The organism is Pseudomonas sp. W2I6 (assembly GCF_030815935.1).
Classification (GTDB): Bacteria; Pseudomonadota; Gammaproteobacteria; order Pseudomonadales; family Pseudomonadaceae; genus Aquipseudomonas.
This window is the reverse complement of record NZ_JAUSXJ010000001.1, coordinates 1,145,627-1,161,883: the sequence shown is the minus strand read 5'-3', so window position 1 is coordinate 1,161,883 and position 16,257 is coordinate 1,145,627. Positions and strand designations below refer to the sequence as shown.

General features: G+C 53.4%; 13 protein-coding genes. 2 read left to right on the top strand and 11 right to left on the bottom strand.

The window, feature by feature from the left end; genetic code table 11:
* Nucleotides 1–39 precede the first annotated feature (39 nt).
* Both QF039_RS05475 and QF039_RS05470 read left to right on the top strand, forming a co-directional pair.
* A complete protein-coding gene (locus QF039_RS05475; RefSeq protein WP_008437727.1) occupies nt 40–207 on the top strand; it encodes a DUF2897 family protein in 168 nt (55 codons plus the stop codon).
* 99 nt (nt 208–306) lie between these two features.
* A complete protein-coding gene (locus QF039_RS05470; protein ID WP_307517121.1) occupies nt 307–885 on the top strand; it encodes a TetR/AcrR family transcriptional regulator in 579 nt (192 codons plus the stop codon).
* A 28-nt stretch (nt 886–913) separates the two neighbouring features.
* Here the strand turns inward: QF039_RS05470 and QF039_RS05465 are convergent, their stop codons facing one another.
* From QF039_RS05465 to QF039_RS05415, 11 genes are all read right to left on the bottom strand, one after another.
* Nucleotides 914–1,246, bottom strand: coding sequence for a ComEA family DNA-binding protein (locus QF039_RS05465; protein WP_177008084.1), 333 nt, complete (start codon nt 1,244–1,246; stop codon nt 914–916).
* A 111-nt stretch (nt 1,247–1,357) separates the two neighbouring features.
* Entirely contained in the window at nt 1,358–3,352 is a 1,995-nt protein-coding gene (locus QF039_RS05460; RefSeq protein WP_008437723.1) for a nucleoside-diphosphate sugar epimerase/dehydratase, read from the bottom strand.
* 164 nt (nt 3,353–3,516) lie between these two features.
* Entirely contained in the window at nt 3,517–4,695 is a 1,179-nt protein-coding gene (locus tag QF039_RS05455) for a DegT/DnrJ/EryC1/StrS aminotransferase family protein (protein ID WP_177122831.1), read from the bottom strand.
* A gap of 124 nt (nt 4,696–4,819) precedes the next feature.
* Nucleotides 4,820–5,416: a sugar transferase gene (locus QF039_RS05450; protein WP_032899673.1), complete on the bottom strand. Its 597-nt coding sequence runs from the start codon at nt 5,414–5,416 to the stop codon at nt 4,820–4,822.
* Nucleotides 5,413–6,630 (bottom strand): glycosyltransferase family 4 protein, encoded by a 1,218-nt coding sequence (locus QF039_RS05445; protein ID WP_087693685.1) that lies wholly within the window; start codon nt 6,628–6,630, stop codon nt 5,413–5,415. The genes QF039_RS05450 and QF039_RS05445 overlap by 4 nt, the downstream gene beginning before the upstream one ends.
* A 2-nt stretch (nt 6,631–6,632) precedes the next feature.
* Nucleotides 6,633–8,177 (bottom strand): heparinase II/III-family protein, encoded by a 1,545-nt coding sequence (locus tag QF039_RS05440; protein ID WP_307517120.1) that lies wholly within the window; start codon nt 8,175–8,177, stop codon nt 6,633–6,635.
* A 281-nt stretch (nt 8,178–8,458) separates the two neighbouring features.
* Complete coding sequence (locus QF039_RS05435; protein WP_307517119.1) at nt 8,459–10,603, bottom strand: bi-domain-containing oxidoreductase; 2,145 nt, start codon at nt 10,601–10,603, stop codon at nt 8,459–8,461.
* Between the two features lie 99 nt (nt 10,604–10,702).
* Entirely contained in the window at nt 10,703–12,631 is a 1,929-nt protein-coding gene (gene asnB, locus QF039_RS05430) for an asparagine synthase (glutamine-hydrolyzing) (protein WP_102368426.1), read from the bottom strand.
* 10 nt (nt 12,632–12,641) lie between these two features.
* The gene (locus QF039_RS05425) at nt 12,642–13,961 is read right to left on the bottom strand and encodes an oligosaccharide repeat unit polymerase (protein ID WP_238544258.1); all 1,320 of its coding nucleotides are present in this window, start codon (nt 13,959–13,961) and stop codon (nt 12,642–12,644) included.
* A gap of 8 nt (nt 13,962–13,969) precedes the next feature.
* Nucleotides 13,970–15,217, bottom strand: a complete 1,248-nt coding sequence (locus tag QF039_RS05420; RefSeq protein WP_008437701.1) for a lipopolysaccharide biosynthesis protein — start codon at nt 15,215–15,217, stop codon at nt 13,970–13,972.
* 47 nt (nt 15,218–15,264) lie between these two features.
* The gene (locus QF039_RS05415) at nt 15,265–16,245 is read right to left on the bottom strand and encodes a glycosyltransferase (RefSeq protein WP_238544257.1); all 981 of its coding nucleotides are present in this window, start codon (nt 16,243–16,245) and stop codon (nt 15,265–15,267) included.
* Nucleotides 16,246–16,257: the final 12 nt, after the last annotated feature.

The window sequence follows — 16,257 nt, the reverse complement described above, 5'->3', positions numbered from 1 at the left end:
GGAAATTTCCCCACGGTTTGCTGCCTCAAGGAGAGCCCTATGCCGTGGTATGCCTGGTTGATTTTAGTGGTCGCGATCGGTTCGATCGTCGGTGGTTTGTTGATGCTGCGAGACAGCGCCAACAAGGTTGAATTGACTGATGAACAACGTAAGCGCGTGGCAGAACGCAATGCCCAGGCGGACGCCAAGGATGCGCAGGATCGCTGAGACTGAAGCGGCTCCCCGTTGAGCCGCACAATTTTGTAAACACCCGCGTATGCCCCGCCAAGCTTGGTTAACATGGCCTGATGTTTCGGAGGCCTTCCCATGCGCTATTCACAAGACCACAAAGCCCAAACCCACCGGCGCATCATCAAGGAGGCCTCGGTACGCTTTCGCCGTGACGGCATTGGCGCTACCGGCCTGCAGCCGCTGATGAAGTCGCTGAACCTGACGCATGGCGGGTTTTACGCGCACTTCAGGTCAAAGGACGAGTTGGTGGAAAAGGCGTTGCAAGAGGCCGCAGCTCAACTGGATGAACATTGCAAAAAGCTGTTCAGCCAACAGCGACCGTTGGAGGCGTTCATTGATAGTTACCTGTCGCAATGGCATCAGACATCACCCCATGAGGGGTGCCCGCTGCCCACGATGTCTTCCGAGCTGGGGTTGCGCGGGCAGAACAGCAGGACGACGGATGAGGTGCTTAACGCCCGGCTCAAGCAGGTCGAAGCGGCCCTTGATAGCCCGAATGCCCGCGAACAGGGCCTTGTGCTGATGTCGACGCTGGTGGGAGCGTTGGTGTTGGCAAGAAGTGTGGAGAGCGCCGAATTGGCCACGCGGATTCTTGATGTGGTGCGGGGGAGCTTGAAAGCGGGGTTCTGCGGCCAGAAGAAAGCCGGTCAATGACCGGCCTCCTCGCCTGCTTTTCAGATGTTCAATTGACCTCAAGCCTGTCGCGGTTCTTCTCCAGCAATGCCTTGCCGATACCTTTTACTTCCAGCAACTCATCTATCGCAGTGAAGGGCCCGTTGGTTTCGCGGTAAGCGACGATGGCCTTGGCTTTGGCTGCGCCAATGCCGAAGAGGTCCCGGCGCAGGGTTTCGGCGTCTGCGGAGTTGAGGCTGACCTTGGTGGTGTGGTCGACGTTGGTCATTTGTGTGGAAATGGAGGTTGGCGTTTCGGGTTTGGTGGAAGGTGCGGCAGTAGTGGCTAGGGAGAGGCTGGCAAGAAAGGCAAAGACAAAGGATGAGAAATAAGCTTTACGCATAGGTGACACTCCATGACATCGATAAGGGAAAAGCAGCTTTTCCGAAGCTGCTTTTCAAACTTAGGCGATGTTTGGGGAGAGTCAAAAATGGGTGAGTTACAGGGTGTGAGCTCAGGGCTCAAGACGACGCTGCTGGTAGATCCAGTCGACGATTTCACCGTCCGGGGAATAGCCGCTGACCGTTTCGCGCAGCAACTGACGCACACGCGTGTAGTCATCCTGTTCAACGGCGCTGAGCAGCTCCGTTAATCGGCCCTTCAACACCTCCCAGGGCAAGTAGTCTTCATTGGCACTCATAATCATCGGGTGCGGCGTCGTGACTACGTTGTCGCCGATCAACAGTTCCTCATAAAGTTTTTCGCCGGGACGCAGCCCCGTAAACTCAATGGAGATGTCACCTTGAAGATTTTTATCAGAGCGAATACTCAAGCCGGAAAGGTGCACCATCTTCTCGGCCAGCTCGACGATTTTCACCGGCTCGCCCATATCCAGAACAAATACGTCACCGCCCAGCCCCATGGAGCCCGCCTGGATAACCAATTGAGCGGCTTCAGGGATGCTCATGAAATACCGGGTAATCTTGGGGTGCGTAACCGTCAGCGGGCCACCGGATTTGATTTGCTTGTGGAACAACGGGATCACTGATCCTGATGAGCCCAGCACATTGCCGAACCGCACCATGGTAAAGCGCGTCTTGTTCACACGGGAAACATTCGAAGTCTCACCGAAAAGCACCGGAGCAATTTCACTGCTGAGCGCCTGCAGTGTCATTTCTGCGAGACGCTTGGTGCTTCCCATTACATTGGTGGGACGCACTGCCTTATCAGTAGAAATCAGCACGAAGTTCGCCACATTGGCGCGTAAAGAGGCTTGCGCGGCGCTCAGCGTGCCCATCACATTATTCAGCACGCCTTCAGCAATATTATGCTCGACCATCGGTACATGCTTGTAAGCCGCCGCATGGTAGACCGTGTTCACGCGCCAGGTTTTCATGACGTCAAAGAGCTTTTCCTGATTGCGCACAGACCCCAGGATTGGCAATAACTTAACTGAAAGCGACTCACGCACGATTCGCTGCTCAAGCTCTTGCAGGATGCTGTAGAGATTGAACTCGCTATGCTCATACAACAGCAGTGTCGTGGGTTGCAGCGTGAGAATCTGCCGGCAAAGCTCAGACCCGATTGAACCGCCCGCCCCGGTTATAAGAACCGACTGCTCCTTGATGCAATGTTCAAGCAGCTCGTCCTGAGGAGGGACAGAGTCACGGCCCAACAAGTCAGCAATATCAACTTCCTGGATATCATCGACTTTCACTCGCCCGCTGGCCAAATCCATAAAACCGGGCACGCTTTGCACATGGAGTGCGAACCCCTCCAGGAAGGTCAATATCTCCCGGCGGCGCCCACGATTGGCAGACGGAATGGCGAGAAGAATCTGCTGGGCACCGGTGACGTCAACCATCTGCTGGATATGCTTTGGCTTATAGACATGCAAGCCTGAAATCACACGATCGGCAATGCTGCTGTCATCATCAATAAAGGCGACAGGACGCAACAGCCTCCCCATGCGCAATGCAGCAACCAATTGATTACCGGCTGCCCCCGCACCATAGATGGCCACCTTCGGCAGTCCATCATCTCGATTGGTAAAAGGAACATGTTGCGCAGCCGCGAACCAGTCTCCCAGGAAATACTGGCGCATCGCGAGGCGTAGCCCCCCGATCATGACCATGCTCAACCACCAGTAATTGAAGATGACCGAGCGTGGAACAAACAACTGATGGTTGCCGCTCCAGTAAACAACCAGCGCGAGAATCAACGATGACAGGCTGACGGCCTTGATAATTGCGATCAGCGCATCGTTTCCAAAATAGCGCATGACTGCACGGTACATACCAAACCGTACAAACAGCGGAATAGCGATGACCGTGGCGCTCAGGAATAGCCATAGGTATTCAGTGAAAGGATTGATCAGCTCATCAATCCCCAAACGAACGACAAAGGCCATCCAAAGGGCAAACCAGACAAGAAAAACGTCGGTCACTACCTGGAAGGCACGTTTCTGCCGCCGCGTTAAACCCAGTAATAAGGTTCTCAACTTATCCATAACGCCTTGAAACACCTCTGTTACTCCTAAAGTACATCCGCCACCACCATGGATGATTCCAAGGGACCTCATACCATGATGATGGAAAATTCCATTTGACTGGCCCGCAGCTCAAATCCTTCTGCGTTGCAAACAAAGACGGGCATTCCTGACTGTCTAACTGATTACTCTTCGGTAGCCAACTGCATAACGGCCTTGAGCACCGAGCATGTCTTGTCGATCTCATGCTGCGTCAACGTCGGGTGCACGAGAAACATTACACTTGTTTCGCCGAGCTCCCGTGCTACCGGCAACCGGCTCGCCGGACGCCAGCCAGTATTGTCAAACGCCTTCTCCAGATAGACCTCGGAGCAGGAACCGGAAAATACCGGAACGTCTCGTGCCGAAATCTCCGCCAGAATACGATCACGATCCCATCCGGCCTTGAGAGCCTGAGGCTCGACAAACACGTAGCACTTATACGCCGCGTGAACACTGCCCTCAGGCATGATTGGCACACGCAAGCCTTTGAGTTGGCTGGCGCACTCCCATATCTGCCCGGCATTCGCCAACCGGCTGGCCTGCCAGTCGGTCATGCGCTTGAGCTGAATCCGACCGATGACGGCCTGAACCTCGAGCATTCTCCAGTTCGTACCGAAGCTTTCATGCAACCAGCGAAAACCAGGAGGATGGTTACGTTCGTAGACAGCTTCCCAGCTTTTGCCATGATCCTTGAACGACCACATGTCCGACCACAACTTACGATCGTTGGTTGTGACCATTCCGCCCTCGCCACCTGTGGTCATGATCTTGTCCTGACAAAAGGACCAGGCAGAGATATGGCCAATTGACCCCACCGGGCGCCCCTTGTAACGGGCGCCATGGGCCTGGGCACAATCTTCGATCACTTTAAGGTCGAATTCCTCGGCCAGGGCCATGATCGGATCCATATCGCAAGGCCAGCCAGCCAAATGCACACAGATTACGGCCCGGGTGCGAGGAGTCAGTACAGCGCGGATAGTCTGCGCGCTGAAGTTTTGCGAATCGCGATCCACATCGGCGAAAACCGGAACAGCCCCGGCATTCACAATGCTCGAGACGGAAGCAAGAAACGTGCGTGAGGTGACAATCACTTCATCGCCAGCACCGATACCCAACGCCTTCAAGGCAAGGTCTAGGGCAACCGTTCCGTTAGCCAGGCCGATGGCGTATTCGGTGCCCGCCCATGCAGCGAACTCCTTCTCAAACTCACGCCCCTGTGTACCAGTCCAGTAGTTGACCTTATTGGACAGAATCACATCACGTACGGCGTCAGCTTCCTCTTCAGTAAAAGAAGGCCAAGGAGAAAATGGTGAATTCAACACAACCAGTACCCGTCAGTTTTCATTCGAAAATATGAAAGACTCGTCACTACGAGCCCCGTTGCAATTCGCTCAATCCGCTGTTCGCGAGGCGCCTATATTTCAAGAACCGTCCAGGCAACGCGGCTCATGGCTTGGAACCTGTGAACTTCGGCGCGGTAGCTTCGCCTTCGGCACTGATACCGTCACGCACCAGAACTTTCTTGATTGTCAGGAAAATCACCTTCATATCCAGCCAAAAAGACTGATTGTCGACGTACCAGGTATCCAGCTTGAACTTTTCTTCCCATTCAATTGCGTTCCGACCGTTGATCTGCGCCCAACCGCTGACGCCAGGGCGAACCTCATGACGACGATATTGCTCGACGCTGTAGAGAGGCAAGTATTCCATCAGTAACGGTCGTGGACCTACCAGGCTCATATCGCCCTTGACCACATTCCACAATTCAGGCAATTCATCCAGGCTACTGGAGCGCAGAAAGCTGCCAAAGGCTGTCATGCGCTGGGAGTCCGGTAAAGGCTCACCATTTGCATCATGAGCATCTCGCATCGTACGGAACTTGATCATTTCGAAAGGCTTGCCGTTCCGACCTGGTCGTACCTGGCGAAACAAGACGGGAGAGCCCAACTTCTTGCGAATGTTCCAGGCAATAATTGCTATGACCGGCGAAAGCAGAATTAGTCCAAGCAACGACGCAAATAAATCAAATCCACGCTTGATCATCTAACACCACCCTCCAGCCAATCTACAAACCGGTCAGCCAATTTACGCCGGTCAAACTCTCTGACCGCCAATTCTCTGCCTCGTGCGCCCTTCGCCCGCAGCTCGTCACGGTCATCTGCCGCCTGTATCAAAGCATCTGCGAAAAGCGCAGCATCATCTGCAGGTACGACAAAACCGCAGTTCTCGGTGGAAATCATCTCGGCGAGCCAGCCCGGGTAGTTATTTAAAACAGGCAACCCTGACGCGATATAGTCGAAAAACTTGTTAGGCGACGTTCCGTAGTAAAAGGCCGGTACGTTTGCCAATATCTGCAGCCCCAGGTCCGCGCTGGCCATCAAACCGGACAACCGGGCCTTGTTCACCGGGGCATGAAATATCACATTGTCCAGCTGTTCTTCCGCTGCACGCTTCTGAAGCGCGGGCTTGAGCTTGCCCTGCCCGATCAAAACCAGCCGGATATCATCGCGCTTTCGCAGTTTAAGCTCTCGAGCCGCATCGAGCACCGCGTCCAGCTTGTTGGCCACTCCATGAGTACCCGCGAAGACCGCTACCAGATGGCTTTTATCCACTCCTGCCGGCAACCATGGCTCAGCAGGCGTGTTGAAAATATCAAGGTCACAACCGTTTGGGATCATTTCGATTCGATCACGCGCCACACCGCGGTGCGCAATGCCATCCACAATACCTGGCGACAACCCGATGAGTCGGTGAGCCGAGCGATAACTCGCCCACTCAAGAAAAGACATGGCGGCAAGGATCAATGGATTACGAATGACGCCCATCGCTTTCGGCAGTTCGGGCCAGAGATCCCGGACCTCAAATACAAACGGCTTATTACGAAACCACCGGGCGAATATCCCGGGGATACCGGCTGTCAATGGCGTGGTGGTCGCGAAAACCAGGTCGTAGCGCTCGGTTAGCGCAATACCGATACTGCGCACCGCAAACTTTAAAAAGCTGAGCGCTCGAACGAACAGGCCATCGCTGTTGGAGTACGCCAGGTCAAATTCGATGATCTCGATACCGTCGACGGTACCTTTGCGTTTTCCACCAACGAAAGGGCTCTCCAGCCCCGTTTCGCCGCCACCATAGCTGCCACAGACCATGGTTACCTGGTGCCCTCTCGCAACCAGACGACGGGCCATCTCATAGGACCGGATTCCGATTGTTCCTTTCGGAGTAGAAAAATGCTGATGAAAATAAAGGACTTTCATGTCTACCAGTGATACTCCGTAGTCAAAACGCCCGCCGAAGTCACCTCAACCTCAAGCACCGGCACTTCAGTTTTTTGTAAGTAGTAACGAGACTCCCAACCCTGGACGAGCGCTCGTCGCACGATAGGCATGCTGCCTGCAACCGACAATCGATGGGAGCCGTTGGTCAGGACGTCGCCCTCAAGCCGCCAGTCCCCCGGCTGCAAACGCCAGCGTAGAACTGCACGATCCTTGAATCCGCTAAATTCATCCCTGACCAGCATGCCGGTGTCGCTCAGGCTCACATGCCGCTTATGACGGACGCCGTTACCGTCGATATACGTGGCGCCGCAGGCGCTTGTTCCAGCCTGCTCAACCAGGCTTTCGACCTGGTGCGTACGCAACCACTCCCCGAACAGAAACCGGCTGAGCCTCGGCATCTGGTCTCGCCCATCAAATTGAAGGGTGTTGTGGCTGGCGGTACCCGGAAAATAACTCAGCCACTGGGCAGAGGTGTTGTAGCTGAAGGTACCTGCATCCCGGAGCAGGTTAATGCCTGCACGCCATAGATCCACATGCAGGGCATCGGCCTGGCTGGGGCGAAACCGGAAGCGCGGGTAGCGCAATACAGCGAAGGTTTGTTCACGCCGCAACAATGCATAACCACCCTGATCAAACAGCTGGCTAGCTGGACGCTCCGCTACCGCCGATGGGCCGGGCAGCAGCAGCCATTGCAGTGGCAAATCCCATTCACCTGCCGCCTCATAGGCTCTCTTTCCGGCAAACAACGCCATGGACAACTGGACCGAAGGCCTGAAGTCGCGATAGTCCGTATCCGTCAGTGGCAGCAGCCGGGCACCATCATTTGCGCCAATGTTCGGAGCATCTCCAGTGTGCTCGTCGACCAACGAAAATAACCAATGCGCGGCTGTGCGAGCCCTGAGTTGGAAAGTGGCGGAGAACGCCGGGAGCCCCAGCTTGTTTCTCCAGATTTCAACCATGGAAAATGTGTCGAGCATCACCCGATGATAATTGACGGAGTACTGGCTGAAACTGCCATCTTGCTCGATCAGCCGAGCGGCCCGGTTTTCGAGCCATTTGCGCCCCAATCGCTGCCAGCGTTCGCCCTCGGGGCAACCGCTTGAGGTCAACCAACTGCCGCCGACAAAAAGTGCAGCCGCCTCGGAAGTCCCGTGGTTATTGTCCTGAGCCATCGCATAGCTCAGCGTCGGCTCGATACGCTTGAGGTGCAGTCGGACCAGATCCACAAGCCCCGGCAACGGGTTGGCAAACTGTTCGACAATGACCGAACTCATCGCCAGGTGCAGGACACGAATGGACGCCTCCTGACCGCACTTCCAGTTCGGACCGCAATAGGGAGGATTGTTGACACACCAATCCGTCAACCAACCGTTTAACTGCGCCGTCCCTGAAGACCCGCCAACACAGGACTTCTGGGCAAAGACCAACGTCCAGTCAAATCGCGAAGCTTCCCAGATATTCTTGATATCACCGACAGCGGCATCAAAATCAGGAATCCGCCACCATTCCCGGCCGGGATCAGGCACTCGAACTCCATTCAGCGGATTCAAATGCCAGTCAGGGGGTGCGTCCGATACCGGGCACTCCCAGAACCCGAAATACCGGACCTGGGAATCCCATTGGGACGCACATGGCAACGAGCCGGCCTGCCTCGCACTTTCCGCAAAAAACGGGCCTTGAGGAATTTCAGCCCGAAGGCGTCGGACCGGGTTCAAGCCAGTCTTGACCCCGAGCCGATACGTCAATGCACGCGCCAGATTGCCAAAACCGAGAGCTATCGCAGTTTTGGCTTTAACAAGAAGAAGGCTCATTGCTCGCGCAGAATCCGGGCAACTTCAATGCTCACGCGCGCCACTTCGAAAATCTCATCGGAAGTGATCGGCGTGACCGCCCCGTTTTGCACCGCTGCCAGGAAAGCTGCAGCGCACTCGCTTTGCCCCTTGTTCTGTTTCCAGAGATTCAGCTTGCTGAAGCCCGGCCAGCCGAAACCCTTCAACTTGCGGAAGTTATCCAGTTGCAGGACGCGTCCGGCAGCGAAAACTTCAACTCGCTCTTTTGGAAAGCTTGAAGCGCCATTGGCCAGATAGAGGATGGTGCCGAAAGAGCCATCCTCAAACCCCAGGGTGATCGCCGCTTTATCTTCCGTAATGGCAACAGCAGGCGTATCGCCCATTCTGCGGGCCTGGATCGAAACAATTTTGCTGCCCGCGAGAAAACGCATTAGGTCGATGAAATGACACGCTTCGCCAATAATGCGCCCACCGCCGACTGACGGGTCCTGGGTCCAGTGATTTGCGGGAATCGCTCCGGCATTCATCGTCATGATGAAAGACTTGGGCTCTTTTACAGCCGAGAGCAACGCCTTCATCTTTTGCACCTGCGGCGAAAAGCGTCGATTGAACCCCACCATCAAATGTGGCTTGAGCCCTTGTTCGACAGCCTTTCGATAGGCCTCTTCAACCGTTGCCAGATCCTGGGCTTCAATTGCCAATGGCTTTTCGACGAACACATGTTTACCCGCCTCCAGCGCTTGCGCGACAAAACGGGCATGGCTGTCGTGCCGGGTGACAATTGCAACAGTGTTGATCGTGCTCTCGCCAAGCATCGCACTGATATCAGTCGAGGCTTGTGCAAATCCGGCCTTGCTGCCGTGTATTACACCGTTGATGCCACCGGCAGTCACAATCGTATGGAACTGAGCCCCTGCGGCCTTGAATGCCGGTATCAGCATTCTTGATGCATAGTTTCCTGCACCGATGAAGCCCACCACGGGTTTGACCGGGTCGAAACTGGCTACCGCACCAGGTGCCAGCACCACTTCCTTGATGTTTCGCTCGGTCTCTCCCGAGGTGTACTGAAGAATGATGCCCAGCGCCGAATTATCCGTCGTAAGCGTCTGATAGGCATCCGCGGCGTCTTCGAATGCAACCCGATGGGAGATCAACGAGTTGACCTCCAATTGGCCGCTGGCGAGCATGTCCAGGACGGCTTCGAAGTTGCGCTGCTCAGTCCAGCGAACGAAACCTATCGGGAAGTCGTTGCCTTGATCTTCGTAACTCGGATCGTAGCGCCCGGGCCCGTAAGAACATGAAACCTGGAATGTCAGTTCCTTCTCATAGAAGTCGGCTCGACTCAACTCAAGCCCGGTTACCCCTACCAGAACAATGCGCCCACGCTTACGGCACATGTGTGCCGCCTGGGTGACCGGGTCGGACGACTTGGTCGACGCCGTAATGATGACGCCATCCACCCCTCTTCCGCGGCTGAATGTCATTCCCGCCGAAACAACATCTTCGCCCTTGCCGGGGTTGCAGGTTTCGGCGCCATAACTGCGAGCCAATGCCAGCTTTTGCTCATCGAAGTCAACGGCAAGTACCCGGCAGCCTTGAGCCCGCAGGAGCTGGACCGTCATCAGTCCGATCAGGCCTACGCCGGTGACTACAAAGGTTTCCCCCAATGTCGGCTGAGCCAGACGAATGCCCTGCAAGCCGATGCTGGCAAGCACGGTAAACGAAGCGGCTTCGTCGCTGACCGAGTCCGGAATCAAGGCACACAGATTCTTGGGAACAACAACGATATCGGCATGAGGACCATTGGAAACCACACGGTCGCCCGGCTTGAACCCGGACACATCATTGCCCACGGCACCCACAACACCCACGTTGCAGTATCCAAGCGGCAACGGCTGCGCAAGCTTCGAGCGAACGGCTTCCACCGTTGTCGCCAAGCCATCGGTCTGGACCTTTTGCAGAACCATGCGGACCTTGTCAGGTTGCTGGCGAGCTTTTTCCAACCAGTTGGCACGGCCAAACCCTACCAGCATGCGTTCCGTGCCGGCAGAAATCAGCGTATTGGTTGTATGGATCTTTAGCGTGCCACTACGAACGGCGGGAGCGGGTGCATTAACCAATGACGTCTCACCGCTAGCCATGTTCTGAACAACCTGCTTCATGCATTCACACCAATAAAGTTAAAAATTCACTCATCACTGAGAAACTTGTATAGAGCTATGTATCCTACCATCGGATAAGGCCGTGGCGTCGCCGCCCACTCAACCGTCGAGGGCGAAATCGCCGTCCAGATACTGTTTGCACCAGAGTTCCATGCAAACGATGCCAAACAACGTATAAGCAGCGTCTATCCGGCCTGAACGATCTGCTTCGACCAGATGCGCCACCGCTTTGGGATCGAATATCCCCCTTTTCAGCAGGGATGCAGGAGAAAGCACCTCATCGACCAAAGGCTTCAGGCGTCCTTGCAACCAGTTGCGAAGCGGTACACCGAAGCCCGTCTTGGGCCGGTAGATGACGTCGTGAGGCAGATAGGGTTCCATGGCCTTCTTGAAAATCCATTTCCCTTCCCGGCCTTTTTGCTTGATATCCGATGGCAATGAGCCAGCCAGGCGGACCAGGTCAAGATCCAGCAGCGGCACACGCACTTCAACGCCCGTCGCCATACCCATCTTGTCGGTGTAGTTGAGATTGTGATCGGTGAGAAAATGCTTGCACTCCAGGGTGAGCATTTTATCAAGGGGCGTGGCATCCGAAGGCAGCCGCGAAAGTGTTTCTCGCATCGGCGCAAACAGATCATCGGCCGCCAGCTGGCGTCGCAAGTCTGGCGCCAACAGGCCATACGCCTGTTCAGGTTCAAGCCAGAGGAAATAACTGATCAAGCGATCATCAGCAGGCAAGTCCGCATAGCGAAAAGCCTTCCCGAGACGACGAGACAGCGGAGAGGATGCAGGAAGCAGGTTTGAACTGCTGGCCAAAACCGAACGCAGCGGTCGAGGCATTCCGCCCCACCAACGCTCTTGCGCCAACGCGAAATGACGACGATAGCCCGTGAAAATATCATCTCCCCCGGCACCCGACAGCAGAACCTTGATGCCGTTCTGGCTTGCCAGTTCCGAGATGAACAACGCATTCAGCGCCGCCGGATCCGGCGTAGGTTCATCGAGCAGATAAACCATTTCAGGCAGACGATCCATCATCTCATCGCCGACGCCTACGACATGCAGGTCGACATCCAGATGCTTGGCAACGCGCTGTGCGTACGGAAGGTCATCGGCGAACCCCTCGTTCGCAGTGGAGCCGTTGTCTACACGGATACTGAAGCACTGCAACCGCCCCTTATCGCGCATTTCCTGCGCTGCAAACGCGACGATGGCACTGGAGTCCAAGCCGCCTGACAAGAATGAACCCAAGGGTACGTCAGACACCAACTGACGCTGGACGGCAGTCCTGACGGCATCGGCGACATCAACAGCGACATCAGCAACCGTTTTCGTCAGGGGTTTCTCGGAAATCGGCAGTTCGTAGTAAAACCAGCTCTTCTCGATATGCCCATTACGGACGCATAACGCTTGGCCAGGTAAAACCTTTTTGATATCCCGCACGATCGTCCGATCACCCGGCGACCAGAGAAAACCAAGATGCGCGAGTACGGCTTGCGGGTCGATTTCAGTTTTACTGAAGCCGCCTCGGATCAAGCCCTTCATTTCACTTGAAAATGCAAAACAACCATCACTGGAATGGATATAGAGGGGTTTGACGCCCATCTGATCTCGAGCCACCCAAAGCGTTTCAGTGTCGCGTTCCCAGAATACGACCGCGAAAATCCCGTTCAAGCGGTTTAAACACTCAATCCCATAACGACAGAACAGTGCGAGCAATACTTCGGAGTCGGACTGGCTGGAAAAATGATCACCCGCCGCTTCGAGATGAGCCCTTAACTCCCGAAAGTTATAGATTTCACCGTTAAACACCATGACCACTCGCCCATCGGCAGAGACCATGGGTTGGTGACCGGCGGAAGTGGTATCGAGAATGGAAAGGCGCACCTGGCCCAACCATACACCAACGTCGGTATCGGCCCAGACGCCTTGATCATCAGGCCCACGACGTCGAATAAACGAAAGCGCTGAAGAGAAGTCAATAGATTCCCGCGTTCCGTTGTGAATGTAGCCCAAAATTCCGCACATATCAGTTTCTCTAGATTGGGTTATTGACTGGCTCTTCGCGCTTTGAGCTCAAGAATAAAAAAGGAAGCGATATAGACGCCATGAGAAGAACGACCGAAGCCAGTTCCCCACGAAAAAAATGAAGCATGGATGCGACTGCCAATGCATAGATACCCAATGCTCTATCACTTTTAGGGTTATAGACGACTGCGCCATAAAGCCGCCCACCTATAAGCCCGATAAAAAAGCCGCCGAACAATACGCCTAAGGTGCCAAAATTCATATAAATCTCGCCAAATATACCCGGCGGCAATGTCGTTCCTTCCGTGAGCCATTTATCTGGCCAAAAAGCACTTGTAAATACGCCGGCAGTGGTGAGCGGCTTGTCAGGAAAAAGCCCCGAAGGTAACAAGATCAATACGACCATCAGCAGCATTGAACCGTTTTGCCACTCTAGCTTCTGTGGCATAGCGTCTATGAGCACGGTCATTGTTTGCAACTGCATCAAATTACCCGTGAACTGTATCGCTAAAAAATGAACAAACGATAAAAAGACACCTTGATTTTCGTCGACAAAATAAAACTTACCTGTTGCGAGATACTCTTGCTTAAACAAGTGGTAAGCCATCAGAGAAACAAACATTACTGCGCCGAGCACAGCACCTTTTACGAGGTTGACACGCTTGACACGATAGTGCCGGACTATAATCAACGACAATATGATAATGAAGATTGTTGACTTCTGCCCTTGAAGCGCACAAATAAATAACCCGCCCAAAAAGTACAGCCAGAAACAAAAACGCTCGGCACGTGATTTTTTTCCACTACGCGTCAAACGTATGAACCAGGCAAGCGAGACAGAAAGCATCAGGTTTTCCAGAAGAAACAGGCCGTTTAACCCTGCAAACGCCCTTATCCGATCACTGGCGCCCTGAAGCAAACCGGATATCCCCCCCAGAATAAAAAGAATAGTTAAAAATCCTAGCAACGCCACCAAGGTAAATATAACTGCCCTTTGAAAAAAAATCCTTGAGCTTACGATGTTGCGAGTTCTACCGGGAAAACTAAGATAAGTTTTTCGCCCCAGCCAGCACCCCATCAAAACGAAAATCAACGTCCCGGCATACAGTAAAACTGCATAACCTATAGAGCTGTCCTTATCGAAAAAAGGATACTCCCAATATTGAGTAAACCCGTCAAACCCCATGATAAAGGGATACAGAGGGACGATGACACCTGCGAACCATATAACCAGAAAGAAAAAACCAAAACTAAAACAATCGAAAACCCCTTTCCCTGGTTTGGGTAACAAGCCCTCTTGCTCTGTATATTTATTTTCCAACGTTTTCACCTCTTGGATCATAATTCAGCGAGGCGGGCTCTCACCGCAACCAGGAGAAGTACTGAGGATAACGCAGCACCAACGAAATATCCCAGGACTCCAGACCAAGCACCCAAAATGGGGATACCTACGTATAGAATCAAAAAAACAAACAAGCCTTCGACGATATTGGTTTTGAGGCTCAAACCAAAAATACGCAACGCGACCAGTAGCGTACCGCTCGTAAGTGCAACGGCCTTCAACGGCAGGGTCAATGCCAGCACAATTACATAGATCGCGGTCTGCTTATAAGCACCACCAACAAACAACGCCCACACTGTAGAGACTGAAATTAGCAACAGTGCAACCGTAGACGAAATCTTCAACATGCTTTTGGAAAGTGCGTGATACCTGTCGCGGAGCTCACTTTTATTATTGATTACTTCTACCAAGTCCGGCAACGCCCTTTGCGCAATTATTGCCAACGGAAGTAAACCAAGTATGAGACTCAATATGGCAATACCAAAAAATCCAATTTCATCAGCTTTTACATGATAGGCGGTCAACATCAAAACAGGCAAACTGTCCACTAACAAACGAACAAATAGACCTGCATTGTTAATCGCCCCGGACTTGGCGCTAGCCACCAATGCGCTGCGATTCACACAACGAAAATCCAACGCCAGCACAATATGAGCTCGTAGCTTCCACCATATCGCAGCAAGACAGGAAAACTCTCCAATGTAACGAGCGACCATCCACCCTTTGATGCCAAACAGTTTCGTCAATACAACATGCATAATAACGCCAATGGACGTAACCAGCATCAGCACGAAATAGATTTCGCGCATTGCCTTCGCACCTTGGGCAAATCCCGTAGTCACACGAAGCAGATTAGTTAGCAGGACCAGGCCACAGGCATTAAAAACATATGAACTGATCACTGAAGTGAATAAAAACTCATGCGCTATATATACCCCTGAGATCACTACACCTGAAGCCATCGCAACTAACAAAAAAACCTGGCGAAGCACTTCACTTTGGTGAAAAACACCATTGCTCGCCGCGGTGTCGCGGATAGCGATACTCTGCATGCCCAAACTGCCCGCAAGTACCACCAGTGCGATAATTGTTTCCAGCGAGCGCACCGTACCGACCACTGAAGGATCAACCCAAGGCGTGATTAAAAACTGACTTATTATTACGCCACCCTGAATACAGGCCGTAATAACAATAAGCTGCAAAAGCTTTGAGTTCTCAAACATGCCGATCAGACGATTCAACACACGGTACCGCCATCAACCTTTATAAATATTCTCAACGACGCTCTCATTTATTTCACCGGTGATAAGGAATCCAGAACACTCTTAAGCGCCACACGACGGGCCGCGATGGAATAATTCGAGGAAATCCACTGATGCCTGGCTTTGGCGTCTTCAGCACAAACCGGTGTCGCCACAACTGCCGCCATGGCCGCTGCAATTTCCTCCTGGCTATCTGGCTGAACCCAGTAAGCGAAGTCGCCTGCGACTTCCGGCACCGCGCCCCGTGGCGAGGTGATTACCCGCGCGCCACACGCCAGCGCTTCGCCGATCGCATGTCCAAAACCTTCATAGAGTGTCGGTTGAACATAAGCCAGGCAATTCCTGTAATGATGCAATTTCTCCTCATCGGAAATCATCCCGACAAACTCCACCTTGTCTGCTACACCCAGGCGCTGCGCCAAATCTTTTAGTTCCTGCAGGTAATCGCCGTGCTTACCAGCAACGACAAGTCGAAGATGACTTGAATGAGACGAAACTTTTGCGAACGCTTCTATCGTCGGAATGAGTCCCTTACGAATGGCGTTTGTACGACTTGTCCAGGTCACTGTAAAAAAATAATCCGATTCGACCGCTGAAAGCTCGCCAGGAGAATAGTAATCCGTATCAATCGCCAGCGTCGCGTACACCGGGTTCCTAACCGGCAGGTTAGATGTAACCTCTTCACACTCGGAGCGTGAGATAAACAAGTTTCGATCGGCTAATAACAACGAGGTGCGCAGTACCGCCTTCTGCCATAATGGGCGATCCAGATAGCAAAGACCCGGAATTTCCTTCCTGCAGGTGGAGTAGTCAAAAGCGCCAGTTACGATCACCGGACGACGACGTAGCTTTCCGGCGAGCAACGGAAATGGTGAATGCCCCCACCACCAGCAAAAATAGAGATCGGCCTTCCAATCTAGAGTGCCCGGCGTCCCAGACAGAACGACTTCGTGTCCGAGCTCCTTGAGAATTCGAATATCAACCCGATAAAACTCAACTTTATCAAACATCTCGCGCCAATT

Excerpts from the sequence above, each read along its gene's own strand:
- QF039_RS05475 (WP_008437727.1), top strand. The coding sequence starts at position 40 with ATGCCGTGGTATGCCTGGTTGATTTTAGTGGTCGCGATCGGTTCGATC.
- QF039_RS05470 (WP_307517121.1), top strand. The coding sequence starts at position 307 with ATGCGCTATTCACAAGACCACAAAGCCCAAACCCACCGGCGCATCATC.
- QF039_RS05465 (WP_177008084.1), bottom strand. The coding sequence starts at position 1,246 with ATGCGTAAAGCTTATTTCTCATCCTTTGTCTTTGCCTTTCTTGCCAGC.
- QF039_RS05460 (WP_008437723.1), bottom strand. The coding sequence starts at position 3,352 with ATGGATAAGTTGAGAACCTTATTACTGGGTTTAACGCGGCGGCAGAAA.
- QF039_RS05450 (WP_032899673.1), bottom strand. The coding sequence starts at position 5,416 with ATGATCAAGCGTGGATTTGATTTATTTGCGTCGTTGCTTGGACTAATT.
- QF039_RS05445 (WP_087693685.1), bottom strand. The coding sequence starts at position 6,630 with ATGAAAGTCCTTTATTTTCATCAGCATTTTTCTACTCCGAAAGGAACA.
- QF039_RS05435 (WP_307517119.1), bottom strand. The coding sequence starts at position 10,603 with ATGAAGCAGGTTGTTCAGAACATGGCTAGCGGTGAGACGTCATTGGTT.
- asnB (WP_102368426.1), bottom strand. The coding sequence starts at position 12,631 with ATGTGCGGAATTTTGGGCTACATTCACAACGGAACGCGGGAATCTATT.
- QF039_RS05415 (WP_238544257.1), bottom strand. The coding sequence starts at position 16,245 with ATGTTTGATAAAGTTGAGTTTTATCGGGTTGATATTCGAATTCTCAAG.